The organism is Mucilaginibacter sp. OK268, assembly GCF_900103125.1.
Classification (GTDB): Bacteria; Bacteroidota; Bacteroidia; order Sphingobacteriales; family Sphingobacteriaceae; genus Mucilaginibacter.
In genome coordinates, this window is record NZ_FNJV01000001.1 from 372,686 (window position 1) to 397,761 (window position 25,076).

Below are 25,076 nucleotides of genomic sequence, written 5' to 3' on the forward strand. Positions count from 1 at the left end.
ACAGGAAGAGAGATGAAACAGAATATATTAAAAATACATCCTGCCGATAATGTACTGGTAGCATTGACCGATCTACAGGCCGGCGAGCAGGTTACTTACAAAGGTGAAAGTTATACAGTAAAGGAACCAGTACCGGCTAAACATAAGTTTGCCATTGTGGAAATCCCTGAAGGGGGCGAGATCATCATGTATGGGGTATTGGTAGGTAAGGCTCAAAGTCCGATAGCGGTTGGCGGTTTGCTTAGTACTGCCAATGTAAAACACGCGGCAAACAGCTTTTTAACAGGCCAAAGCCATACCGATTGGCACAAGCCGGATATTAGTAAATGGGAAGGCAAAACATTTAACGGCTATCACCGGGGCGATGGCAGCGTAGGCACCGCAAATTACTGGCTGGTTGTGCCGATGGTGTTTTGCGAAAATCGTAACATTGAAGTATTGCAGGAAGCTTTGGTTAAACCTTTAGGCTATGGCCGAAAAAAAACATACGAGATCAAGGCACAGGAGTTGATTGGCAAAATAAAGGCGGGGGCAGAGATAGATGAGGTTTTATATACTGAAATAGGCAGTGATACCGCGCAAAGCGCAGGCAACAAGGTTTTCCCTAACGTTGACGGCATTAAGTTTTTAACGCATACAGGTGGTTGCGGCGGTACCCGTCAGGACTCGACTGCGCTTTGCGGTTTGCTGGCTGGTTACATTACGCATCCGAATGTAGCCGGAGCAACGGTTTTGAGCTTAGGCTGTCAGAATGCCGAGGTGAAAACTTTGCAGGAAGAGATCAACAAACGCTCACCACAGTTTGACAAACCCTTATATATTTTAGATCAACAGAAAACGGGCAAGGAGGCCGATTTGATGGAACTGGCGATCAGGCAAACACTTGCTGGCTTGATGCAGGCCAATCAGTATACCCGTAAACCGGCTGCTTTAAGTAAGCTGACCATTGGGTTGGAGTGCGGCGGTTCAGATGGCTTCTCGGGCATTTCGGCAAACCCAGCTATCGGTTACACTTCGGATCTACTGGTAGCTTTGGGTGGTTCCGTTATTTTGGCCGAGTTTCCGGAACTATGTGGCGTGGAGCAAAACCTTATTGACCGTTGCCTGGATAAAACCAAGGCCGAACGCTTTGCCGACCTGGTACGTACTTATAGTCAACGCGCAGAGGAATCCGGTTCAGGCTTTTACATGAACCCATCGCCGGGCAATATTAAAGATGGTTTGATCACCGATGCTATCAAATCTGCCGGGGCGGCTAAAAAAGGAGGTACATCGCCGGTGGCCGATGTGTTAGATTATCCCGAAAAAGTAACACAACCGGGTCTTAACCTGCTGTGTACACCAGGCAATGACGTTGAATCAACCAGCGCCGAAGTTGGCTCAGGTGCCAACATCGTACTGTTTACCACGGGCCTGGGGACACCTACCGGTAACCCGATAGCGCCGGTTGTAAAAATTGCAACCAACACCGCGTTATTTAACCGTATGAACGATATTATCGACATCAACACCGGTACTATTGTGGAGGGTGATGAAACCATTGAACAAGCAGGAGAACGCATTTTGGACTATGTTGTAAAAGTGGCGAGCGGAGAAATTGAAGTCCACGCGGTACGTCACGGACAGGATGATTTTATCCCGTGGAAAAGAGGAGTTTCGCTTTAAATTGCATATTTACTTTTTCCACCCGTGTGCGTGTCCCCACAAACACCCATAGAAAGGTGTTGAGGGGTATGTGGAATGAAGAGAGTTAGAAGGAAGAAATAGCCAAAATAAAAAGCACCAAGTTTCCGTGAGGACACGGAAACAGGAGAGAAATATGACGAAAAACTGATGAAAATACTAACCTGTACCACACCCGGTCAGCTGGAATACGGCAATGCCGATATGCCGCAATTAAAACCGGGTTATTCGTTGCTCAAAATAAAACGCATAGGCATTTGCGGTACCGATTTGCACGCTTTTGAAGGGACACAACCTTTTTTTAGCTACCCACGAATTTTAGGCCACGAGCTTGCAGCCGAGCTGGTTGAAGCCGGCGATGCCCAAGGTTTTGGAATGGGTGAATCTGTTACTTTTATTCCGTATTTCAATTGTGGGCATTGTATTGCCTGCCGCTCCGGTAAACCAAACTGCTGTGTAAATATCCGGGTTTGCGGTGTACATACCGATGGTGGCATGGCCGAATACCTGCAGGTTCCATCGCATTTACTGGTTCATGGCGAGGGATTGAGTTTTGATGAACTGGCATTGGTTGAACCGCTGGCAATAGGCACTCATGGCGTGAGACGTGCCGACGTAAAACCGTCCGAGTTCGTATTGGTTATCGGTGCAGGTCCAATAGGCTTAGGTATTATCGAATTTGCCCGAATTGCCGGTGCAAAGGTCATAGCTGCCGACGTAAATGAACAACGCCTTAACTTTTGCCGTGAAAACCTGAAAGTCGATTATACCATCAACGTAAAGAACGAAGATGTAGCCGAACGCCTGAAAGAGATCACCAATGGCGAGATGCCTACGGTGATTATCGATGCAACCGGCAATCAAAGAGCTATAAACGGGGCATTCCTGTACCTGGCGCATGGCGGCAGGTACGTGCTGGTTGGCTTGCAGCGCGACGAGATCATTGTAAGTCACCCCGAATTTCATAAGCGAGAATCTACCTTAATGAGCAGCCGTAACGCCACCCGCGAGGATTTTGAGCATGTGATTCGTTCCATGAAAAGCGGACTGGTAAACCCGCAAACGTATATCACCCACCGGGTGACTTTCGATGAAGTAAAAGATCAGTTTGAAAGCTGGCTTAACCCCGCCAACGGAGTTATAAAAGCAATTGTGGAGGTATAAGTGATAATGAAAAGGGCGTTTTTGATCGGCTTGTTTTTTTGCATTGTGGTAAATGCTTTCGCACAGCAAAAGCATGTGCTGAGTTTTGAAAAGCTAAAAACCTACGTAAACGGTTTTAATAAAATAGATACCGAAACGGTAAAGAATTACATTACCAATGACCATGCCTACGAATGGCTTGTCAAAAATGTTCCTTTGTTTGAATGTCCCGATTCGGCAATTCAGAAGATCTATTATTACCGCTGGTGGACGTTCAGGAAACACCTCAAACAAACGCCCGACGGCTTTATTTTTACCGAATTCATAACCCCGGTAAGTTTTACGGGCGTTTATAATAGTTCAAGCAGCGCTCTCGGTCACCAGGTTTATGAGGGGCGCTGGCTGCATGATCTGCAATATATCGATCAGTATATTAACTTTTGGCTTTATATCGATCCTAAGCAAAAGAAACCGCACCTCCACGCTTTCAGCAGCTGGATTGATGACGCGGTTTATAATTACTACCTCGTAAACCCTAACAAAAAGTTTATTGCGCAGGCGTTGCCTTTGCTCAATGCCGATTACCATGTGTGGGAAACAGAAAAGCAGCTGCCTTCAAAACTGTTCTGGCAGTTTGATGTGCGCGATGCCATGGAGGAAAGTATCAGCGGGGGACGCAAGGTCAAAAACATCCGGCCTACTATTAACAGCTATATGTATGGTAATGCGGTAGCCCTGTCAAAAATGGCAGCGTTAACCGGCAATGATTCACTGAAAACAAAATATGCACAAAAAGCTATCAACCTGAAAAAGCTGGTGCAGGACAGTCTCTGGAACGATAGCGCTTCCTTCTTTGAAGTGCGCAAACCCGACGGGCATTTTGCCGGTGCTCGTGAGGAACTGGGCTTTATCCCCTGGTATTTTAACCTGCCCGATGATAAGCCGGTATATGCCAAACAATGGGATCAGTTGATAAATCCCAAAAGTTTCAACGCGCCATGGGGCATTACCACTGCCGAACGCAGGCACCCACTGTTCCGCACCCACGGTACCGGGCATGGTTGCGAATGGGATGGAGCGGTGTGGCCATTTGCCACCACGCAAACCTTAAAAGGACTGGCCAATCTGCTTACCGCGTATCAAAATAAAGGCACTATGACGCCGGGTGTTTTTTATAATGAACTGCATAAATATGCCCTTTCACACATTAAGCGGGGACAGCCTTATTTGGGTGAATACCAGGACGAAAAAACAGGCTATTGGCTTAAAGGTGATAACCCGAGGAGCAGCTATTATAATCATTCCGGCTTTTGTGATTTGATTATCAGCGATCTTGTGGGTTTAAAACCCCGCGAAGATAATATTTTGGAGATCTTCCCGCTGGTTCCTCAAAACCAATGGAAATGGTTTGCATTGGATAATGTACTTTATCACGGGCACACTATCAGCGTGGTTTGGGATAAAACAGGCACAAAATATCACAAGGGCAAGGGGTTCATCATTTATGCCGACGGTAAGGTGATATCCAGGAGTGTACAATTAAAACATGTACTGGTAAAGCTCCCGGCTTAATCCTGACTCATTTTCTCTCTTTTATTGGCTTTGCTGGCTTAAATGATGATAATATCGTATAGTAGATAGAGAAAATATCAGATGAAATTACAGCAGCGTACTGATATTTTTGAATACTATACGACCAATTAAGTTCACAACCAAAGGTATCGTTTGAGATACTGAAGCCTTCGTTTTAAAAAAACGGGCTTTGGTAAGCCTGTTTAATACGAATGAAAATGAAGATGTCCAATCGTTATCTCCTGCTGTTATTCGCGCTGATCTTTTCTTTTCATTCAAGCTTACACGCGCAAAAACCTTCAAAAAAAATCACCATTATTACCTTGCCTAAACATCACGCAAGGATAAGTTATGGTGTGCAAAAACTAACGATTGCCTTGCAGCACGCAGGCTATTTGGTTGCAGAGCAATCCTATAAAGGCACACTCCCTTCAGGCAATGCAATCATTATCGGTTTACTTACTGATGCACCTATTGAGAAATTAATCGGTTCTGCAGTCAATCGTCCCGGCAAAGAGGGCTTTATCATCAGTGATCAGGGACTTAAAAATAAACTGCTGATAGGCGGTGCCGATAATTCCGGCGCGCTTTACGGCTGCCTTGAACTGGCCGATCAGATCGCACTGAATAGAAAGCTGCCTGTAAATATTAATATGCATGACCAGCCTGAAATGGTTTTGCGGGGTGCGTGCGTGGGCGTACAGAAGCCTGCCTTGTTACCCGGTCGCGGTACTTATGAGTATCCTTATACACCGCAAAACTTTCCCTGGTTTTATGATAAAGCCCTATGGATACGCTACCTGGATTCGTTGGCCCAAAACCGCATGAATTCATTGTATCTGTGGAATGGCCACCCGTTTGCATCATTAGTGAGGGTAAAAGAATATCCTTACGCTGTTGAGGTTGATGATGCTACCTTCAAAAAAAACGAAGAGATCTACAGTTTTTTGGCGGATGAAGCTGATAAACGGGGCATCTGGCTTATCCAGGGCTTTTATAATATCATTGTATCCAAACCCTTCGCCGAAAAAAATAACCTGAAAACGCAGGACAGGAACCGGCACATCGTACCCGTAATTGCCGATTATACCCGTAAATCTATCGTTGCATTTGTACAAAAATACCCACATGTAGGTTTATTGGTTACGCTGGGCGAAGCCATGGAAGGCGTTGGCCAGGATGATATTGATTGGTTCACGCAAACTATTATTCCGGGAGTGAAGGATGGCTTAAAAGCTTTAGGCCGCACGGATGAACCGCCGATTGTACTCCGCGCACATGACAGTGACGCGCCGGCGGTAATGAAATATGCCAAACCCTTGTATCACAATTTGTATACCATGGCCAAATACAACGGCGAAGCCCTCACCACCTATGAGCCACATGGCCCATGGGCCGATCTGCACCGCACCTTGAGTAATATCGGTACCGTGCAGATAGAAAATGTACATATCCTCGCCAACCTGGAGCCATTCCGATATGGCTCAGCCGATTTTATACAGAAATGCGTGCAGGCCATGCATACAGTTTACGGCGCAAATGCCCTGCATTTATATCCGCAGGCATCCTACTGGGACTGGCCTTACACGGCTGATAATACCGGAGGCAAGCGTTTGTTGCAGTTAGATAGGGATTGGATCTGGTACAAGGCATGGTCGCGCTATGCCTGGGACAGCAAGAGGGACAGGGCAGGGGAAATTCGTTACTGGGCAAGGCAACTGGGCAATAAATATGGATGTGACCAAGCCGGCGGCGAGGCCATTTTAAAAGCTTATGAACAATCGGGCAATATCTCGCCCGAATTGTTGCGCCGTTTCGGTATTACTGACGGTAACCGCCAAACCATGACTTTAGGAATGCTGATGAGCCAGTTGGTCAATCCCGAAAAGTTTGGCTTGTTTTCTTTACTGTATAATTCGGAAGGCCCTGTTGGTGAAATGATGAGCGAGTATGCCGAAAAGGAGTGGAGACACCAACCTCACACCGGCGAAACACCGGTTAAGGTTATCGATAGTGTAATACAGCAAGGGCAAAAAGCGGTCGAGGCTATCGACAAAGCCTTTCCCCGGGTAAGTAAAGATAAAGCTGAATTTACCCGTTTAAAGAACGATATATACTGCTATAACGCGATGGCCAAAAGTTATGCTTACAAGGCAAAGGCAGCCTTATGGGTACTGCGCTATAAATATTCGGACAGCGTTGCCGACCTGGAAAAGGCACTGCCCGAGCTGCAAACCAGTTTGGATTACTATAAACAACTGGTTAAACTAACCGAAAATACTTACCTGTACGCCAACAGCATGCAAACTAAACAGCGCAAAATCCCGGTTGGCGGTAATGATGCAAAAATGAAAACCTGGGTTGAGTTGTTGCCGGTTTACCAAAAAGAACTGGACAATTTTAAACGCAATATCGATTCGCTAAAATCGCCGCAAATCCAGCAAAAGCAAAAAGAGGTTACCGTTTTGAAAGATGCGCCTGTACAATTTGAAAATAGTGGCAGTGGTAGTAGCAGTTATCAGGTAAACGTAGGTGAAGCGATTTACACCGATACATCTGCCCTGATAAAAAATATAGCCAAAGAATTGGCAGGTTTAAAAGGTATCAAGTTATCCAGGGCGGATCAGCAGAAGAACGGAACGACGATCAGTTTTAAAAGCGATAAGCCAGTAAAAGTACTGGTTGGCTTTTTTAATAGCAAAATGCCCCAATACCTGTCCGAGCCGCAACTGGAAACAGATGCCAGCGCCAATGATTACGGCCAGGCCGATATCAAGATTGCCAATGCTATTCAAGTTGATGGCTTACCGCCTGTAAATATTCATACTTATACATTTAAAGCGGGGGCAAACACCCTTACCTTAGGCAGGGGTGCGGCGCTTGTGTTGGGGATTATTGATGCAGATGCCAATATACCGGTTTACGATGCAGGCTTAAGCAACGAAGGAAATATTAAAGACTTACGCTGGCTTTTTAATTGATATGGTGAACAGCAGGAAGAGTTTATTTATTGTGATATTCATGTTTGGAGTTGTGCAGGCATTTAGCCAGTCGCAGCCCCTGAAGCTTTGGTATAAACAGCCCGCCCAAAAGTGGACTGATGCCTTACCCATCGGGAATGGCCGGATAGGAGGCATGATCTACGGCGGCGTTACCGAAGACCATATCCAATACAACGAACAAACCCTGTGGACAGGCGGTCCCCGCGATTACAACCGTAAAGGTGCTGTGAAATATTTGGAGCCTATCCGCAAGCTGCTTGCTGAAGGCAAACAGGTCGAAGCGGAGGCATTGGCGCAGCAGCATTTTATGGGGATGAAAAGCAATGAAGCCACTTATGCCGCTGATTCGGCTAAGTGGGTTAGTATGATGTTTGCTATGTATGGTCCACAGGATGAGATGATGCGTGATGATAGCTGGAAAACCATCACACTACCTACAGAACAGGGTTGGGAAGCTCAACCCGGATTTGAGGGTGTAGATGGTGCAGTTTGGTTCATTAAGCATTTTAATATTCCTGCCGGGTGGAAGGGGAAAAACTTAGTAATTAGCTTAGGCAGGATACGTGACATAGACCGAACCTGGCTTAACGGAGATTACATTGGCACTACTTCGGGTAATGGTTATAGAAAATACATCATCCCTGCTAATAAATTATTTGTTGGCGATAATAAACTTGCCATACAGGTAATCAATTTTTACGATAAGGGTGGCTTTACAAGTAACGCCAAAACTTTATCAGTTTATCCTGAAGGACGTGAAAGCGATGCGATTAGTCTTGCAGGTCAATGGAAATATTTTATACAGGATGATAACCCGCCTGCATACCCCCGTTACAACGCCGATTATCAGCCATTTGCCGATCTGTACCTGCAATTTCCAAAACAGGAGGTAACGGACTATAAACGCGATCTCGATCTTACCAATGCCACGGCTCATGTAAGCTACAAAGCCGATGGCGTTACCTACACCCGTGAATATTTAAGCAGTGCACCCGATCAGGTTATGGCTGTGCATCTGACGGCGGACAAACCCGGTAAAATTACCCTGAATGCGTTGTTGGGCAGCTTGCATAAAAACTATGTCACCCGTAAAGTTGATGATCATACACTTGCCCTGTCGTTGAAAGTAAAAGGCGGCGTTTTACGTGGTGTAAGCTATCTGTACGTGCAGGCAAATGGCGGTAAGGTTGTGGTTGGCCCGAAAAATATAGCCGTTAGAGGAGCTAACGAAGCAACTTTTTATCTTACAGCGGCAACTAATTTTAAAAACTATCGTGATGTTTCGGGCAATCCGGAGGCTATCTGCAGAAAACAGATCGCCACTATAACCCATAAGAATTATGGGGGTATCAAAGCGGCCCATGTCAAGGATTATCAAAGGTATTTCAATACGTTTTCCGTTGATTTAGGTAAAGGAGAAAATGCTGATCTGCCAACTGATGAGCGGATCCTGAAGTTTGGACAATTGCCTGACCCTTCTTTTATCAGCTTATATATGCAGTATGGCCGGTATCTGTTGATCTCGTCTTCAAGACCCGGTAATGGCCCGGCGAATTTACAGGGTTTGTGGAATAACCTGATTACGCCGCCGTGGGGCAGCAAGTTCACCACCAATATCAATCTCCAAATGAATTACTGGCCTGCCGAACTGCTTAATTTATCGGCTTGCAGCGAGCCGTTTTTTAGCATAGTTGATGATCTCGTTAAAACTGGTCATGAAACCGCTGTTGAACATTACGGTGCACCGGGTTGGGTATTGCACCACAACACCGATTTATGGCGAGGGACTGCGCCGGTTAATGCTTCCAATCATGGCATCTGGGTGAGCGGCGCGGCCTGGCTTTGCCACCAGTTATGGGAACATTATTTGTATACCGGCGATAAGGGCTTTCTGCAAAATCGGGCATATCCCGAAATGAAAGGAGCTGCCGAATTTTTTGTACACTTCTTAGTGAAAGATCCTAAAACAGGCTACCTCATCAGCACACCATCCAACTCGCCGGAGCATGGCGGTTTGGTCGCGGGGCCGACAATGGATCACCAGATCATTCGCGATCTGTTTAAAAACTGTATTGAAGCCGCCAGAATATTAAACATTGATAAAGCTTTTGCCGATACGCTAAAACTCAAATACAGCCAGATAGCACCCAATAAAATTGGCAAATACGGTCAGCTGCAGGAGTGGCTGGAAGATAAGGACGATACTACCGATACCCACCGGCATGTTTCGCATATGTGGGGTGTTTATCCCGGTACGGATATCACCTTTAAAACTCCTGAATTGCTGAAAGCTGCCGAACATTCCATGAAATATCGGGGCGATGAAGGCACAGGCTGGAGCATTGCCTGGAAGGTAAATATCTGGGCGCGCATGCACCAGGGTGATCACGCTTACCTGATGCTGACTAAATTATTGTCGCCAGCAGATGTAAGTTCGGGGAAGGAGAAGGGCGGGGTTTACCACAACCTGTTCGATGCGCACCCGCCGTTTCAGATCGATGGCAATTTTGGCGGCGCGGCTGGTTTAGCTGAAATGCTTTTACAAAGTCAGGGTGATGCTATTGAGTTACTGCCCGCTTTACCAACTGCGTTGCCAAAGGGAAATATCAAAGGTATCTGTGCAAGAGGTGGTTTTGTGCTGGATTTTGAATGGCAAAATGGACGGTTGGAAAACCTGCAGGTGCTTTCAAAACTTGGTAATCCCTGCCGTTTAAATTATGCCGGTAAAACGGTCAATCTCGATACTCAAAAAGGTAAGATTTATCGCTTTGATGCGTATTTGAAGCAATTGTAAAATGCGGGTAACAGAGACATTTAATGAGCAAAATGGCAGGCTGATTTATCGGTTGGCATTTTTGTTTTTTATGACACTGTTAGGCTTTAATTTATCTACAGTCAACGCTCAGCAGAATATCCGCAGAGAAATCTCATTAAATGCTAATTGGAAAAGCATTGCTGATGATTATAACTCCAAAGCGCACAACGGTTTTGAACAGCAAAGTTTTAACGATGCTAAATGGCAAGCAGTAAACGTACCCCATAACTGGGATACGTATGAGGGCTATCGCCGGCTGAAACATGGCAACAGGCACGGCACCGCATGGTATTGTAAAACATTCGCGCTTGAAAAAAAACAAAATGATAAACGCTATTTTCTGTGGTTTGAAGGCGTCGGCTCTTATGCAACAGTTTGGCTTAACGGTAAGCAAGTTGGCTATCATGCCGGTGGCCGCACTTCATTTACTCTTGATGTAACGGATGCTGTTAAAGCAGGCAAGCAAAACCTGCTGTGTGTTAAAGCAGATCATCCCTCTTTTATCAAAGATTTGCCTTGGGTTTGTGGCGGTTGTTCTGATGATCCTGGTTTTTCAGAGGGCTCGCAGCCAATGGGGATTTTTAGGCCGGTACATTTGATAGTTACCAAGGACGTGAGGATTGAGCCTTTCGGCGTACACATCTGGAATGATACTACCGTTCGCGAAAAATTGGCAACGCTTAATCTTGAAACTGAAGTTAAAAACTATGGAGCCAAGCCATCTACTATAGTTGTCACAAATAGTTTGGTCAACGCCGGTGGTAAAACTATCACGCAAGCTAAAACAATTAAAACACTAAACGCCGGAGAGACTAATGTAATAGCTCAACAATTTGCCGATGTTAAAAATGTGCATTTATGGTCGCTGGAAGAACCTTATTTGTATCAGGTAACTACAGAGGTTTGGGCCGATGGGAAATTGATCGACAAAATGCAAACGCCTTATGGTATCCACTGGATCAGCTGGCCTATTGGCAGGAACAACGATAATCGTTTTTACCTCAACGGAAAACCTGTTTTTATCAATGGCATTGCCGAATATGAACACCTGATGGGGAAAAGCCATGCTTTTAGCGATCAGGAAATCAAGGCTCGGGTAATGCAGGTAAAAGCTGCCGGTTTTAACGCTTTCAGGGATGCACATCAGCCCCATAATTTAGCTTATCAGCAATATTGGGATAAGCTTGGCATATTATGGTGGCCGCAGTATTCGGCACATATCTGGTATGATTCACCCGCGTTCAGGGCCAATTACAAGGCTTTACTGGTTGATTGGGTAAAGGAACGCCGCAATAGTCCCTCGGTTATTCTTTGGGGCTTGCAAAACGAAAGTAAATTGCCCGCCGATTTTGCCCACGAGTGCAGTGAGATCATCCGAAAACTTGATCCTACGGCTTCATCGCAACGCAAAATAACCACCTGTAACGGCGGCGAAGGTACCGATTGGGATGTGCCTCAAAACTGGACGGGCACCTACGGTGGTAATCCGCTAACATATGGCGATGACTTGAAAAAACAGATCCTGGTTGGCGAATACGGCGCCTGGCGAAGCCTCGGCTTACACACCGAAGGCCCTTTTAATGCAAACGGCCCGTTAAGTGAAGATCGCATGACCCAGCTCATGGAAACCAAAGTCCACCTGGCCGAATCCGTAAAAGCTCAGGTTGCCGGGCATTTTCAATGGCTGCTGTATTCACACGAAAATCCCGGCCGTACACAGGGCGGCGAAGGTCAGCGTGAGCTCGACAGGGTTGGCCCTGTCAATTACAAAGGGCTGTTTACACCCTGGGGGCAACCCACCGATGCTTTTTACATGTACAGGGCAAATTATGCACCAAAGGATAAGGAACCAATGGTATACATCGTATCGCATACCTGGCCAAACCGCTGGATAACTCCGGGAAAAAAAGATAGCATTATCGTTTATTCCAATTGCGATGAGGTGGAGCTTTTTAATGATCTCAACCATGAATCTTTAGGTAAAAGAAAGCGCCAGGGTATTGGCACACACTTTCAATGGGATGACGCGAATATTAAATACAATGTGTTATATGCAGTGGGATATATAAATGGTAAACCAGTAACGCATGATGAGATCATGCTGAACCATTTGCCGTCGGCGCCACATTTACCAAGGGAGGATCCTGCCATTCTGAAGCCACAAGCCGGTTACAATTATTTATATCGGCTCAATTGCGGCGGCCCTGATTATACCGACAGTTACGGCAATAAATGGACGGCCGACAGGCATCAGGGCAATAAACAACAGCCCGGCTCCATATCATGGACGGATGATTATCCCGGTATGCCATCCTTCTTCGCCAGCCAGCAACGCACTTTTGACAGGATTGGCGGAACGGCAGATGGTGAACTGTTCCAGACGTTCAGGTATGGTTTAGATAAGCTGAAATTCAATTTCCCGGTACCCGATGGAGATTACCGCATCGAACTGTATTTTACCGAGCCCTGGTATGGTACGGGTGGTGGAATGGATTGCTCCGGCTGGCGTTTGTTTGATGTAGCCGTGAATGATAAAACTATGCTTTATGATCTCGATATCTGGAAAGAAGCCGGGTATGCGAAGGCGCTTAAAAAAAGTATTAACGCACATGTTACTGGCAGGATGCTAACTTTATCTTTTCCAAATGCCGCTGCCGGCGAAGCTATCATCTCTGCTATTGCTATCAGTACTTTAAACAAACAAATTAAACCTCACCAGGCGGGTTCCGGAATAATTGGTCAATTGCAGGGCAATAATAAATGGACAGTAAAAAGCTGGATGGATATCGGCCAAAAACAGTATACCGATGCCGGGATAATCTTCAATGATTTGCCGCCCATATTTTACGGTGCCAATTGGATCAGCCCCACCCAACCCTTCCCGGAAGGGAGGGCTTTAAAAGTCTCGCTTACCGGGGGAGATTTAGAGGGGGCTTTTACCTTAAATGCTAATGCGGACGTTTATGTAGCGATGGATGTACCCGCATCTCAAAGACCAGCCTGGCTCTCAGATTATGAAAACACCGGCTTATTTGTAAAAACTGACGCTGATGGCGGGCATCCATTACCTGTTTACAGGAAACGTTTCAAAAAAGCTGATGTAGTCACTTTAGGTGAAAATAAGGGTAAGTTCATGTATACTGTAGTGGTACTGCCTGTTACTTCGCTGCAACCGGCAACGGACCTTCGCAAAACCGTGAGCTATAAGGCCGAGACTGCTGAATTAAAGGGCGACGGCTTAAGGCCCGACACCCTGAACGGAAAAAAAGTAGTTAAATTTAGCAGCGGAGCAGGTGGCAGTGTGGCATTCGCGATAACCCCGGGTGTTGCCGATCTGTACGCTTTGCGCATCAAATATTATAACCAAACCAACGAAATTTTCACGGCAAAAATGCAGTTACTGGCTGCCGATGGTACGCTGATGAAGGAGGAAGAACTAAGTTTTAAACCGGTCGCTAAAAATAAATCGGGCACGGTTGCAACTAACACGGGCACAAGTATCAACGCGGGTAATTATAAACTGGTAATCACGGGCATTAAAGCTGATGGTTTGGCTGTTTCGGGCATCGAAATGCAATAAATATTAAAATGAAAAGAAAGATCTGCCTGTTGTTTCTGCTGCTTCCTTTCGGCGCTTTTGCTCAAAGCCCGAAGGTGCTTAACCTGCAATGCGAGTACAAAACAAACCCGCTGGGTATTGAATCGCTCAAGCCAAAACTCAGTTGGCAAATGCAAAGCGATGCCCGCAATGTAATGCAAAGGGCTTACCGGGTTTTGGTAGCTGATGACGCAACTCAGCTTACAAATGACAACGCCGATATTTGGGATTCGGGCAAAGTGCCCTCAAGTTCCTCGTTGCAAATATCCTGCAATAGTAAGCCAATGCAGGCTGCCAAAACTTATTACTGGAAGGTAATGGTTTGGGATAATCATGGCAAAGCATCTGCATGGAGCAGTACCGCCAGCTGGCAAATGGGTTTGCTCACAAAGGCCGACTGGCATGGCGCAGATTGGATAGCCTATGATAAATTGCCCGATTCATCGGCCATTGTGCCATTTTATCATGGCAAGGGACCTAAAAAACTGGGTGCTGCTAATGATGTTTTGCCTTTGATGCGCAAAGCCTTTAATGTGGAAGGCAAGCTAAAAAAAGCCACGCTTTATTTATGCGGATTAGGACATTTTGAATTAAGCCTGAACGGTAAAAAAGTGGGCGATCATTTTCTTGATCCCGGATGGACAAAATATGATAAGCAGGCATTGTATGTGCCTTTTGATGTAACCAGTCAACTCATTGCCGGTAAGAATACCCTTGGCGTAATGCTGGGCAACGGGTTTTATTATATCCCACGTGACAGGCGTTACCGCAAGCTAACCGGTGCTTTCGGCTATCCTAAAATGATTTGCCGTTTAATGCTGGAGTATGATAATGGTAAAGTTGACAATGTGGTAAGTGATGGCTCCTGGAAAACTGCTCCTTCACCGGTTACTTTTAGTAGTATTTATGGGGGCGAGGATTATAATGCCAACCTCGAACAACCCGATTGGGATACCAATAATTTTGACGATTCAAAATGGCGAAGTGTGGTTAAGGTAGATGGCGTGCCGCAGTTAAACGCGCAAATGGCCGAACCTTTGAAAATCATGCAGGAGTTGAAGCCACAAAATAAAAAGCAACTCGCTAACGGTGCATGGATCTACGATCTTGGTCAAAATTTTTCGGGGATCCCTGAAATTAGCGTTAGGGGTAAAAAGGGCGATACGGTGAGGATTGTCCCGGCTGAACTCGTGAATGAAGATGGCAGCGTAAATCAAAAGGCCTCCGGCAGTCCACATTATTATAACTACGTTTTAAAGGGCGATGGGCTTGAAACGTGGCACCCGCTATTTACCTATTATGGGTTCCGGTATTTTCAGGTTCAGGGCGCTGTTCCTCAAAATGAAGCTAACAATCAGCAATTGCCCATAATTGTTGGCATCAAAGGCTTGCACACCCGTAACGCCGCTGAAACTGTGGGTAGTTTCACCTGCTCAAACCAACTGTTCAATAAAACTTTTAAGCTGATTGACTGGGCCATGAAAAGCAATATGGCCAGCGTATTTACCGATTGCCCTCACCGCGAAAAGCTGGGCTGGCTGGAAGAAGCGCATTTGGTTGGCAGTTCCCTGCATTACAATTATGACATAGTAGGTTTGGCGCGCAAGTGTATCAATGATATGCGTATCTCGCAAACCGAAGACGGGCTGATCCCCGAGATCTCGCCCGAGTACGTGATGTTTGACGAACCTTTCCGCGATTCGCCGGAGTGGGGGAGCAACGCGGTGATCCTGCCCTGGTATGTGTATCAATGGTATGGCGATAAAGAGGTGCTTGCCCAAAACTATGACATGATCAAACGGTACCTCGCCTACCTGGATAAAAAATCTCAAAAACATTTACTGTACCAGGGCCTGGGCGATTGGTATGACCTCGGCCCGAACCCTCCCGGCGTTTCGCAGCTAACGCCGCAGGGTATTACAGCTACTTCGCTGTATTATTATGATCTGGATCTCGCCGGTAAAATAGCAACCCTGCTCGGCAAAACTGATGATGCCGCATCATACAAAAAACTGGCTGCCGAAGTTAAACAGACTTACAATCAAAAGTTTTTTAATGCCGACACCAAACAATACGGCACAGGCAGTCAGGCTGCTAATGCTATGTCTGTTTATGCTGAACTGGTTGAACCGCAATACAAAAAGGCGGTTGTAAATAACATTGTAAAAGACATCCGCGATCGTGGCAATGCACTTACCGCCGGTGATATTGGTTACCGTTACCTGCTGCGTGTGTTGGATGATGAAGGCCGGTCGGATGTGATCTATGATATGAATAGTCGTGCCGATGTGCCGGGCTATGGTTACCAGCTTGCCCATGGTGCTACAGCCTTAACCGAATCATGGGCTGCACTTACTTCGGTATCTAATAATCATTTTATGTTAGGGCATTTGATGGAATGGTTTTACCGTGGTTTGGCCGGAATCCGACCTGCGGATGATGCTATCGCATTTAATAAAATCGAGATCCGGCCCGAAACTGTGGGTGATGTTACCTGGGCTAAGGCCAATTACAAATCGCCGTATGGCAGCATCATTAGCAGCTGGAAAAAGGAAAAAGGACAGTTTAAATTGGAGGTGAGCATTCCCGCAAATACTATGGCAAGCATTTATCTGCCTGCTAAAAATACTGCTGTAATTATGGTGGATGGGCAAAATATCAAAGCAAGGCACGATCTTAAGTTCGTCGGTTATCACGATGGAAAAGCGGAAATAAAAGCCGGTTCGGGTAATTATACATTCATTGCCAAATAATATTAAATCAACATGAAAAGCATTTTTAAACCCTTTACACTTTTCATTTGCGTTTTTTTACTGCTGAAGGCACACGCACAGGAGGTGCCCGAAAAGGTGATGAAAAGCATTTACAAACAGGTAAAAACACCTCATAAATATGGCCTGGTAATAGCGCCCGAAGATAATAGTCAAAAAGCCGACTGCCCTACGGTTTTTCGTCAGGACGATAGCTGGTATATGAGTTATATTATTTTTAACGGCCGAGGTTATGAAACCTGGCTGGCCGATAGTAAGGACCTGCTGCACTGGAAAACCCGCGGCCGCATCCTCTCGTTCTCTGACGATACCACCCGGTGGGACAATAACCAAAAAGCAGGCTATGTAGGCCTGCAGGATTATAAATGGGGCGGAAGTTATAAGCTGCAACAATATAACGGCAAATATTGGTTATCGTATTTCGGGGGGCAAAGTAAGGGATATGAAAAAGGCTTATTGTCAATAAGCGTAGCTTCTACTGATAAGAATCCGGGTACGGTGCATGAATGGCGGGGATTAGATCATCCTGTGCTGTCAAGCATCGATAAAGATGTAAGCTGGTGGGATAACCATACCCAATATAAGCAAACCTTGGTTTGGGATAAAAAGAAGCTGACCGGTCACCCTTTCATTATGTATTATAATGCCAATGGCGACAGCGTAAATAAAAAGCGTGGTGCCGAGCGGATTGGTATGGCTGTATCTGACGATATGCTGCACTGGCAACGTTTTGGAAAAGACCCGGTGCTTAACCACGGCGATGGCATTACCGGCGATCCCTACATCCAGCAGATAGGAAATGTGTATGTCATGTTCTATTTCGGTGCCTTTTGGAAAACCGGTGACCCGGGTGTGTTTAACCGCTTTGCTTGCTCGTATGATCTGGTACACTGGACAGATTGGACAGGCGAAAAGCTTATTCAGTCATCCGAACCTTATGATAATATGTTTGCCCATAAATCATGCGTTGTGAAGTATAAAGGCGTGGTTTACCATTTTTATTGTGCCGTAAACAAAGCTGATCAGCGGGGCATAGCTGTGGCTACCTCAAAAGATCTGGGTAAAAGCGAATTGAACTTTGTTGCCCCTCCTGTTAAGAAAAGCAAATCAAAATGAGGCTCTGTTATCTATATGCACTGTTTTTAATGTTTTTCGTGGTTGATTTTGCATCTGCTCAAAACGCACGCAAAACAGAAAATTTCAATACCGGCTGGAAGTTTTTCTTGGGCGATGATACTACTGCCAAACAAGCAAAATATGACGACAGTCGCTGGCGTAAACTTGATCTTCCGCATGATTGGAGTATTGAAGGGAAATTCGACGGTAAAAACCCAACTACCCAAGCCGAAGGCGGTTTGCCTGCTGGTACAGGCTGGTACCGCAAAAACTTTGTGATCCCTGCATCGTCAAAAAGCAAAAACGTTTTTATTGATTTTGACGGCGTTTACCACAACAGCGAAGTTTGGATCAACGGGCATTATTTAGGTAAAAGGCCCAATGGTTATATTTCGTTCAGGTATGATTTAACGCCTTATCTCAAGTTTGGAGCGCGGCAAAATGTGATCGCGGTTAGGGTAGATAACAGCGATCAGCCTAATTCACGCTGGTATACAGGTTCGGGCATTTACCGCAATGTATGGTTAACTACTACGAATAAAACCTATCTGCCGCAATGGTCGTCATTTATAACTACGCCGCAGGTTGGTCAGCAAAATGCGACGATAAATATCCGTACGGTTTTACCTGGTTCTGTTAATCGCGAATTGAAACTCAAAGCTTCTATTTTGGATGCTAAGGGTGAGGTTGTCGGCGCTACAGTGAGCGCTGTAAAAGATACTGTAATACAGCAGGGTATCCAGTTAAACAATCCTCAATTGTGGTCGGTGAATCATCCGTGCCTGTACAAAGTGAAATTGCAATTGATAGCTGCTGATCAGGTTATTGATGATTATACCACAACTATAGGTGTTCGCTATTTTAGCTTTGATGCTGATAAAGGCTTTAGTCTGAACGGCGTATCGATGAAAATTCTTGGCGTTTGCCTGCATCATGATCAGGGTGCTTTAGGTACGGCTGTTAACGTACGCGCCATTGAGCGTCAATTGCAGATCTTAAAAGATATGGGCTGTAATGCTATTCGTACCGCGCATAATCCACCAGCACCCGAATTGCTCGACCTATGCGATAAAATGGGTTTCCTGATAATGGATGAAGCCTTTGATATGTGGAAGAAGAAAAAGAGCAAACATGATTACCACGAGGATTGGGGAGAGTGGCACGTAAAAGACTTGCAAGACCAGGTTTTACGCGACCGGAACCACCCATCCATTTTTGCCTGGAGCATCGGCAACGAGATCAGGGAGCAATTTGATAGCACAGGTGTAAGCATAGGCCGCGAACTGGTAAAAATTGTAAAGCAACTGGATAGCACAAGGCCCGTTACATCAGCATTAAGCGATGCTGATCCTAAAAGGAATTTCATTTACCAGTCGGGTGCGCTCGACCTGGTTGGGCTAAACTACCACCAGGAAGTATATGCCGATTTTCAGAAAAACTATCCTGGTCAAAAAATTATCGGTACCGAAAATATGTCGGCACTGGCAACGCGCGGGCATTATGATATGCCATCGGATAGTATCAGGCGCTGGCCAAAGGATGGTAAAACGCCTTTGAAGGATGGCAATGTCGATTTTACTGTATCGGCCTACGATAATGTATCGGCTTATTGGGGCTCAACGCACGAGGAAACCTGGAAGATCATCAAGGAATATGATTTTCTTTCGGGACTTTTTGTGTGGACGGGCTTCGACTACATTGGCGAACCAACTCCATATCTGTGGCCGGCCCGCAGTTCATACTTTGGTATTGTTGATTTGGCCGGCTTCCCCAAGGATGTGTATTACATGTATCAAAGCGAGTGGACAAGCAAACCTGTTTTACATATTTTTCCGCACTGGAACTGGAAACCTGGCCAGCTGATTGACGTTTGGGCCTATTACAATAATGCTGATGAGGTAGAGGCTTTTTTAAATGGGAAATCGATTGGGGTTAAGAAAAAGAACGGTGACGACCTGCATGTAATGTGGCGTGTAAAATATGAGCCGGGAATATTGAAAGCGGTATCCCGCCGTAATGGTGAAGTAGTTATGACCACGCAGGTAGTTACAGCAGGCGCACCTTATAAAATACAGTTAAAGGCCGACAGAAGCAAAATTAAAGCCGATGGAAAAGACCTGTCATACATTACCGTATCTGTTTTGGATAAAAATAACGTTCCGGTGCCCGATGCCAATCAATTGGTTAAATTTAAAGTAACGGGGCGGGGAATCCTGAAAGCTGTTGATAATGGTTCGCAAACAGATCTGGAACCATTTGTATCCAATCAGCATCGTGTATTTAACGGTTTGGGGCTGGCTATTATTCAATCTAAATCTGTTGCAGGGGAAATTATTATTAAGGCTGCTGCCGATGGGCTACAGTCTGCCCGCTTAATTATTGAAAGCGCGCGTTAATGAGTCATTACCTTACGGAAAAGTGCGGGTTTGTGCGATTCTTCTCGTAAGAGCAGGACTGTTGCATTCTAATATATAATCGCAAGTTCAAGCGTCTTTCGCTTGAATTATGGTTCAAGTAAGTGTCCACGCTTACCTCTTTGATTATTACGCGAGCATGGACGCTCGAAAAAAGACAACACTCGGGCGTGGACGCTCGACCGTGCTTTTTTATTTTCTGTTTGATATCCTTTCCGTTGAAGATAATATCCTACAATAGCCGGCGAAAATATTACAGTAAAGACTAACACTAGTAGATTACATTTGTTATGCAATTTTAAACCATAATACTAAATTTACTGTACCACCCGATAAACGCATGAAAGTGTTGCCCGTGTTAGATTTTACCATTATAGGTATTTACCTTATTGCCATGGTGCTGGTGGGTTTTTATTTTTCGCGTAAAAATAAAAATGCAGAGCAGTTTACCGTTGCATCCGGTTTAATACCGGGCTGGGCTATCGGTTTATCTATTTATGCCACTTTTTTAAGCAGTAACACCTTTTTGGGAGTACCGGGCAAAGCCTACGGCGGCAACTGGAACGCTTTTGTATTTAGCTTATCCATGCCTTTTGCAGCCTGGATAGCGGTTAAATATTTTATACCATTTTATCGTAACACCGGCAACATATCAGCATATACACATTTTGAAAAACGCTTTGGCCCCTGGGCAAGGGTTTACGCGGTTATTTGTTTTTTGCTTACGCAGATCGCCCGTATGGGTTCTGTGTTTTTTGGCATCGCGCTGAGTTTGCAGGCACTTACTGGCCTATCTATGAAAACCATCATGATTGTAATGGGGATCTCCATTGTCCTGTATACGGTATCCGGCGGCATCAAAGCCGTGATCTGGACAGAGGTTGTTCAAGCCATCATTAAAACTTTGGGGGCCCTGCTGATCATTTACCTGGTGGTAAACAGCATTCCCGGCGGTTTTGGTAAGATTGTAGAAATTGGCAAAGCCGATCATAAATTCAGCCTGGGCAGTTTTTCGCTTAACCTTACCGAGCCAACATTTTGGGTGATCCTGTTTTACGGTTTCTTTATCAATCTCAATAACTTTGGGATGGATCAAAATTATATCCAGCGGTATCATGCGGCTACATCTACCAAACAGGCAGCAAAATCGGTATGGCTTTGTGTTGGTATTTATGTGCCGGCATCTTTCCTGTTTTTTGTAATAGGCTCATGCTTATATGCGTATTACAGCCAGCACCCGGATCTGATCTTAATCCTTAAACATCAGGTAGCTATTGAACGCCTGCCTGCAACTGCTACGGCAAATGAGGTTACCGCATTTATGGGCAAACTTACGCCTGCCGATTATGGTGATAAGATCATGCCGCATTTCATGGTCACCAAAATTCCTGCGGGCCTGGTTGGTATTATCGTAGCCGCCATTTTGTCGGCGGCCATGAGCACCATCAGTTCGGGCATGAACTCATCGGCTACCGTATTTACCATTGATATCTACAAAAGATATTTTAAACCACAGCTCAACGAAAAAGATACGCTGAATGCATTGCATATCGGTACTGTGCTTTTTGGGTTTGCAGGTATGGCGGCGGGCATAGCCATGATAGGGGTAAAGAGCATCCTCGAATTATGGTGGCAGCTTTCGGGGATTTTCGCGGCGGGCATGCTTGGTTTGTTTTTGTTGGGGATTATCAGCAGACAAACCCGTAACCACGAGGCTATTATTGCCAGTATCATAGGTGTTTTGGTGATTCTTTGGCTTACTTTTCCGGCCCTCATTCCAGAACAATACGCTGCCCTGCGCAGTACGCTGAATACCAATATGATCATTGTTGCAGGCACATTGGCCATATTTTTAACAGGGATATTCTTAACCAAAACAAGGCAGTTAACAGTTTAATTTAATCATCAAATGGAGCAATCAAAAAAGGGTTTTATCCCGGTAATGTTAACGCCTTTTAAAGATAACGGTGCGGTTGATTATGCAGCGCTAACCCGTTTAACCGAAATGTACCTGCATGCCGGTGCTGCCGGTGTATTTGCCAATTGCCTGTCGAGTGAAATGTTTGAACTGAGCGGCGAAGAGCGCCTGGCAATAATCAAACATGTGGTTGAAACTGTTGATGGCGCTGTTCCGGTTGTAGCCACCGGCACTTTTGGTGGCCCAATTGAAAAACAAGCCGACTTTATAAAACGGGTGTATGATACGGGCACTTCGGCGGTAATTGCCATTACAAGTTTACTGGCCGATGTTGATGAGCCGGATACTACACTTAGCGACCGCGTATTTGAGCTGTTCGATCAAACCGAAAAAATCCCTTTGGGTTTTTACGAATGTCCGGTGCCATACAAGAGGTTATTATCGGCAGAACAGCTTCATCACTTTGCTGTCACCGGCAGGGTAATATATCATAAAGATACCTGCCTTAACCTGGATATGGTAAAACAGAAACTGGAGGCGAGTAAAATTAATCCGGCTTTTGGTTTGTATGATGCCTACATGGTCCATGCGGTTGAATCGCTGAAAGCTGGTTCGGCAGGTTTATCCTGTATCCAGGGGAATTTTTTTCCGGAGCTTATTGTTTGGTTGTGTGATCATTACGCCGATGCATCGCGCCAGCACGAGGTGGCCATGGTACAAGAGTTTTTAACCGAAAATATGGACGTAATGCACAATGTTTATCCGGTTATTGCTAAATATTATCTTACCAAACGGGGTTTAAAAATAACTACTATAACGCGCCGCGATGTTGGGTATTTTTCGCAGGCTATCCGTAACAAAATAGAAGATCTGTACAGTAACTATACCGCACTGCAAAGCGAGATAGGTATTTATTAGTCTTAAGTCGAAAGTAAGAAGTCATGCTTTTTTATTTTTACTTCAGACTTCTGACTAACAACTTAAGACTTCACTAAATCAAGCAGAAATTGCCTGCTTTTGTCCTTTAATATACCGGCGTTTATATTCAAGCGGGGTCATGCCGGTAACCCTTTTAAAGTGCCGGTAAAAGTTTGAAATATTATTATAGCCGCATTCAAAGCACAAAACCTCGGTAGGCAATTTATCTTCTATCAAAAACCTGCAGGCATGACTGATCCTGATCTCGGTTAAAAAATCAAAATAAGTTTTCTTGGTCATCAGCTTAAAATATCGACAAAAGGAGGTAACGCTCAGGTTGCCAATAGCGGCTATTTTTTCCAGGCTGATCTCCTGTTTATAATTGGCCAGTGTATATGAACATACTTTATTGAGGCGGATGGTATCTGATTCGTTGGATTGGTGAAAGTCACTGTGCGACAGTGTTATCGGTTCAAAGTCTTCATTTTCGGCCAGCACTTTTAATATCGAAAGCAGGATAATGATCCTGTCGAGATTAGTAGCCTCAACCGCTTGCCGCATCAGTTTGGCCAACTCGGTTTTTGCCTCGCCCTTGATGACCATACCACTTTTGGCCTTTTCAAAAAGTTTGGGCAACATGAATGCTTCGGGTAAATTTAACAGGTAACGACCGAGACAGTCTGGCAAAAAATGGATTACGATTACCTCAACATTCAATCCGGATTCGGGCAAAAAGTATTCATCCTTGCACCGCCAGCAGTGCGGGAGGGCTTCACCAAGCAATGTAATTTCGCCAGGCGAAAAATTGCTGATATTATCACCAATAAACCTAACCCCTTCGCCCTTGATTACGAAGTGTAATTCAAGCTCAGGATGGTAGTGCCAGATGCCGCGGAAGGTGGGCAAAATATCGTGCCTGATACTGAATGAATTTTGCGGTTTTACCGCAACCTTGAGAAAATGGGGCTTCATTTTGTAAAAATCAATAAAGGTTAGCAGGCCGGTCGGCAATTAGGTGCGCGCCTCGTCGGTTTATATTTTTAAAAGTAGCAATTTTTAATTAAACCGAATTTGCAGCAATGTAATTTTCTTTTGACAAAAATTTAGCTGAACAGGAAAAATAGCTTATGATAAGATTGTATAATAAATGGATAAATACAAACAGGAAACGCAAAGGCTAACCATTGATATTTGTTAAAGCAACTTGTAAATCAGGCTGCAAGATACCAGGGAATAAACCAATAAAATTAATTATACTTTTTATCAGGCTTTTAGAACTGACAAGATTTTAATACTTAATTAATTGTAATGTAAACAATTAATTAAGTAAAAAATGGCAGTATATTATAAACTTTTTGAAGGCTTTAGATAAGCTGTATAAAGAATTTAACCAATTGAAACAACCATGAAACACTTTAAATATATAGCAATATTGTTATTATCAGTTGCAGGCAACGTAGCTTTTGCACAAACAGCAACCGATAATAACTATATAAAGGTGATTACCGAACGCGCAAACAAAATTGTTACGGGGGCCGGCATTACCGATTCGGTGAAATTTAAAAAGGTACGTGATATTGTGGTTGCGCAGTACAGCGGTTTGAATGCCGTTTATGATGCCCGTAAAACAAAAGTGAACGATATCAAAACGCAAATGGGTGACGATAAAGCCGGGGCCAACGCCAAAATTGCCCTTGTTGACAGCGATGCGGTAAAGCAGGTTAAAGTACTACATGCTTCATATATCAAAAAGCTGAACAAAGAGGTAAGTGCCGATGAGGTTGACAAGATAAAAGACGGCATGACCTATCGCATCTATCCCATTACCTACACTGCCTACCAGGACGAAATCCCTAATCTTACCGAAGAACAAAAAGGTAAGATAAAAGGGTGGCTGCTGGAAGCAAGGGAGAACGCGATAGATGCAGAATCGGCGGAAAAAAAACATGCGTGGTTTGGCAAGTTTAAGGGCCGCATTAATAACTATCTGTCTGCACAAGGCTATGATATGAAAAAGGAGGGGGAAGAATGGCAAAAAAGGATCAAGGAGCGGCAAGCCGCAAAACAATAATTTGAACTAACCTAATATTCCCGGTATCATGATATAAGCTTTAGCCGGGCAAACC

The 25,076-nt window shown here is 44.9% G+C and carries 13 protein-coding genes; 12 read left to right on the top strand and 1 reads right to left on the bottom strand.

Translation table 11 applies throughout. The annotated features are described in order from the left end of the window. The first annotated feature begins 12 nt into the window (after positions 1 to 12). The 11 genes from BLR84_RS01635 (at position 13) to BLR84_RS01685 (ending at position 22,950) form a co-directional block, all read left to right on the top strand. Positions 13 to 1,665: a UxaA family hydrolase gene (locus tag BLR84_RS01635; protein ID WP_090463414.1), complete on the top strand. Its 1,653-nt coding sequence runs from the start codon at positions 13 to 15 to the stop codon at positions 1,663 to 1,665. A 168-nt stretch (positions 1,666 to 1,833) separates the two neighbouring features. After that, positions 1,834 to 2,847, top strand: a complete 1,014-nt coding sequence (locus tag BLR84_RS01640) for a zinc-binding alcohol dehydrogenase family protein (RefSeq protein WP_090463417.1) — start codon at positions 1,834 to 1,836, stop codon at positions 2,845 to 2,847. Positions 2,848 to 2,853: 6 nt separating this feature from the next. Beyond that, positions 2,854 to 4,398, top strand: coding sequence for an MGH1-like glycoside hydrolase domain-containing protein (locus BLR84_RS01645; RefSeq protein ID WP_090463419.1), 1,545 nt, complete (start codon positions 2,854 to 2,856; stop codon positions 4,396 to 4,398). Positions 4,399 to 4,616: 218 nt separating this feature from the next. Then, complete coding sequence (locus BLR84_RS01650) at positions 4,617 to 7,379, top strand: alpha-d-galacturonidase (protein ID WP_255366833.1); 2,763 nt, start codon at positions 4,617 to 4,619, stop codon at positions 7,377 to 7,379. Positions 7,380 to 7,419: 40 nt separating this feature from the next. Further along, positions 7,420 to 10,194, top strand: coding sequence for a glycoside hydrolase family 95 protein (locus BLR84_RS01655; RefSeq protein ID WP_218128193.1), 2,775 nt, complete (start codon positions 7,420 to 7,422; stop codon positions 10,192 to 10,194). A 1-nt stretch (position 10,195) separates the two neighbouring features. Continuing rightward, positions 10,196 to 13,795: a malectin domain-containing carbohydrate-binding protein gene (locus BLR84_RS01660; protein ID WP_255366834.1), complete on the top strand. Its 3,600-nt coding sequence runs from the start codon at positions 10,196 to 10,198 to the stop codon at positions 13,793 to 13,795. A gap of 8 nt (positions 13,796 to 13,803) precedes the next feature. Further along, positions 13,804 to 16,566 (top strand): family 78 glycoside hydrolase catalytic domain, encoded by a 2,763-nt coding sequence (locus BLR84_RS01665; RefSeq protein WP_090463429.1) that lies wholly within the window; start codon positions 13,804 to 13,806, stop codon positions 16,564 to 16,566. Between the two features lie 12 nt (positions 16,567 to 16,578). Next, entirely contained in the window at positions 16,579 to 17,700 is a 1,122-nt protein-coding gene (locus tag BLR84_RS01670; RefSeq protein WP_090463432.1) for a glycoside hydrolase family protein, read from the top strand. Next, a complete protein-coding gene (galB, locus tag BLR84_RS01675; RefSeq protein WP_090463435.1) occupies positions 17,697 to 20,096 on the top strand; it encodes a beta-galactosidase GalB in 2,400 nt (799 codons plus the stop codon). The genes BLR84_RS01670 and galB overlap by 4 nt, the downstream gene beginning before the upstream one ends. Before the next feature lie 358 nt (positions 20,097 to 20,454). After that, on the top strand, positions 20,455 to 22,011 hold the full coding sequence (locus BLR84_RS01680; RefSeq protein WP_090463438.1) for a sodium:solute symporter family protein: 1,557 nt from the start codon (positions 20,455 to 20,457) through the stop codon (positions 22,009 to 22,011). A gap of 12 nt (positions 22,012 to 22,023) precedes the next feature. Beyond that, positions 22,024 to 22,950, top strand: a complete 927-nt coding sequence (locus BLR84_RS01685; RefSeq protein WP_090463441.1) for a dihydrodipicolinate synthase family protein — start codon at positions 22,024 to 22,026, stop codon at positions 22,948 to 22,950. A 78-nt stretch (positions 22,951 to 23,028) separates the two neighbouring features. Here BLR84_RS01685 and BLR84_RS01690 read toward each other — a convergent pair whose 3' ends face one another. Continuing rightward, on the bottom strand, positions 23,029 to 23,922 hold the full coding sequence (locus BLR84_RS01690) for an AraC family transcriptional regulator (RefSeq protein ID WP_090465686.1): 894 nt from the start codon (positions 23,920 to 23,922) through the stop codon (positions 23,029 to 23,031). A gap of 433 nt (positions 23,923 to 24,355) precedes the next feature. On the opposite strand from BLR84_RS01690, the gene BLR84_RS01695 reads away from it, so the two are divergent. Further along, positions 24,356 to 25,021, top strand: a complete 666-nt coding sequence (locus tag BLR84_RS01695; RefSeq protein ID WP_090463445.1) for a DUF3826 domain-containing protein — start codon at positions 24,356 to 24,358, stop codon at positions 25,019 to 25,021. Positions 25,022 to 25,076 lie beyond the last annotated feature (55 nt).

Excerpts from the sequence above, each read along its gene's own strand:
- BLR84_RS01635 (WP_090463414.1), top strand. The coding sequence starts at position 13 with ATGAAACAGAATATATTAAAAATACATCCTGCCGATAATGTACTGGTA.
- BLR84_RS01640 (WP_090463417.1), top strand. The coding sequence starts at position 1,834 with ATGAAAATACTAACCTGTACCACACCCGGTCAGCTGGAATACGGCAAT.
- BLR84_RS01645 (WP_090463419.1), top strand. The coding sequence starts at position 2,854 with ATGAAAAGGGCGTTTTTGATCGGCTTGTTTTTTTGCATTGTGGTAAAT.
- BLR84_RS01650 (WP_255366833.1), top strand. The coding sequence starts at position 4,617 with ATGAAGATGTCCAATCGTTATCTCCTGCTGTTATTCGCGCTGATCTTT.
- BLR84_RS01655 (WP_218128193.1), top strand. The coding sequence starts at position 7,420 with ATGTTTGGAGTTGTGCAGGCATTTAGCCAGTCGCAGCCCCTGAAGCTT.
- BLR84_RS01660 (WP_255366834.1), top strand. The coding sequence starts at position 10,196 with ATGCGGGTAACAGAGACATTTAATGAGCAAAATGGCAGGCTGATTTAT.
- BLR84_RS01665 (WP_090463429.1), top strand. The coding sequence starts at position 13,804 with ATGAAAAGAAAGATCTGCCTGTTGTTTCTGCTGCTTCCTTTCGGCGCT.
- BLR84_RS01670 (WP_090463432.1), top strand. The coding sequence starts at position 16,579 with ATGAAAAGCATTTTTAAACCCTTTACACTTTTCATTTGCGTTTTTTTA.
- galB (WP_090463435.1), top strand. The coding sequence starts at position 17,697 with ATGAGGCTCTGTTATCTATATGCACTGTTTTTAATGTTTTTCGTGGTT.
- BLR84_RS01680 (WP_090463438.1), top strand. The coding sequence starts at position 20,455 with ATGAAAGTGTTGCCCGTGTTAGATTTTACCATTATAGGTATTTACCTT.
- BLR84_RS01685 (WP_090463441.1), top strand. The coding sequence starts at position 22,024 with ATGGAGCAATCAAAAAAGGGTTTTATCCCGGTAATGTTAACGCCTTTT.
- BLR84_RS01690 (WP_090465686.1), bottom strand. The coding sequence starts at position 23,922 with ATGAAGCCCCATTTTCTCAAGGTTGCGGTAAAACCGCAAAATTCATTC.
- BLR84_RS01695 (WP_090463445.1), top strand. The coding sequence starts at position 24,356 with ATGAAACACTTTAAATATATAGCAATATTGTTATTATCAGTTGCAGGC.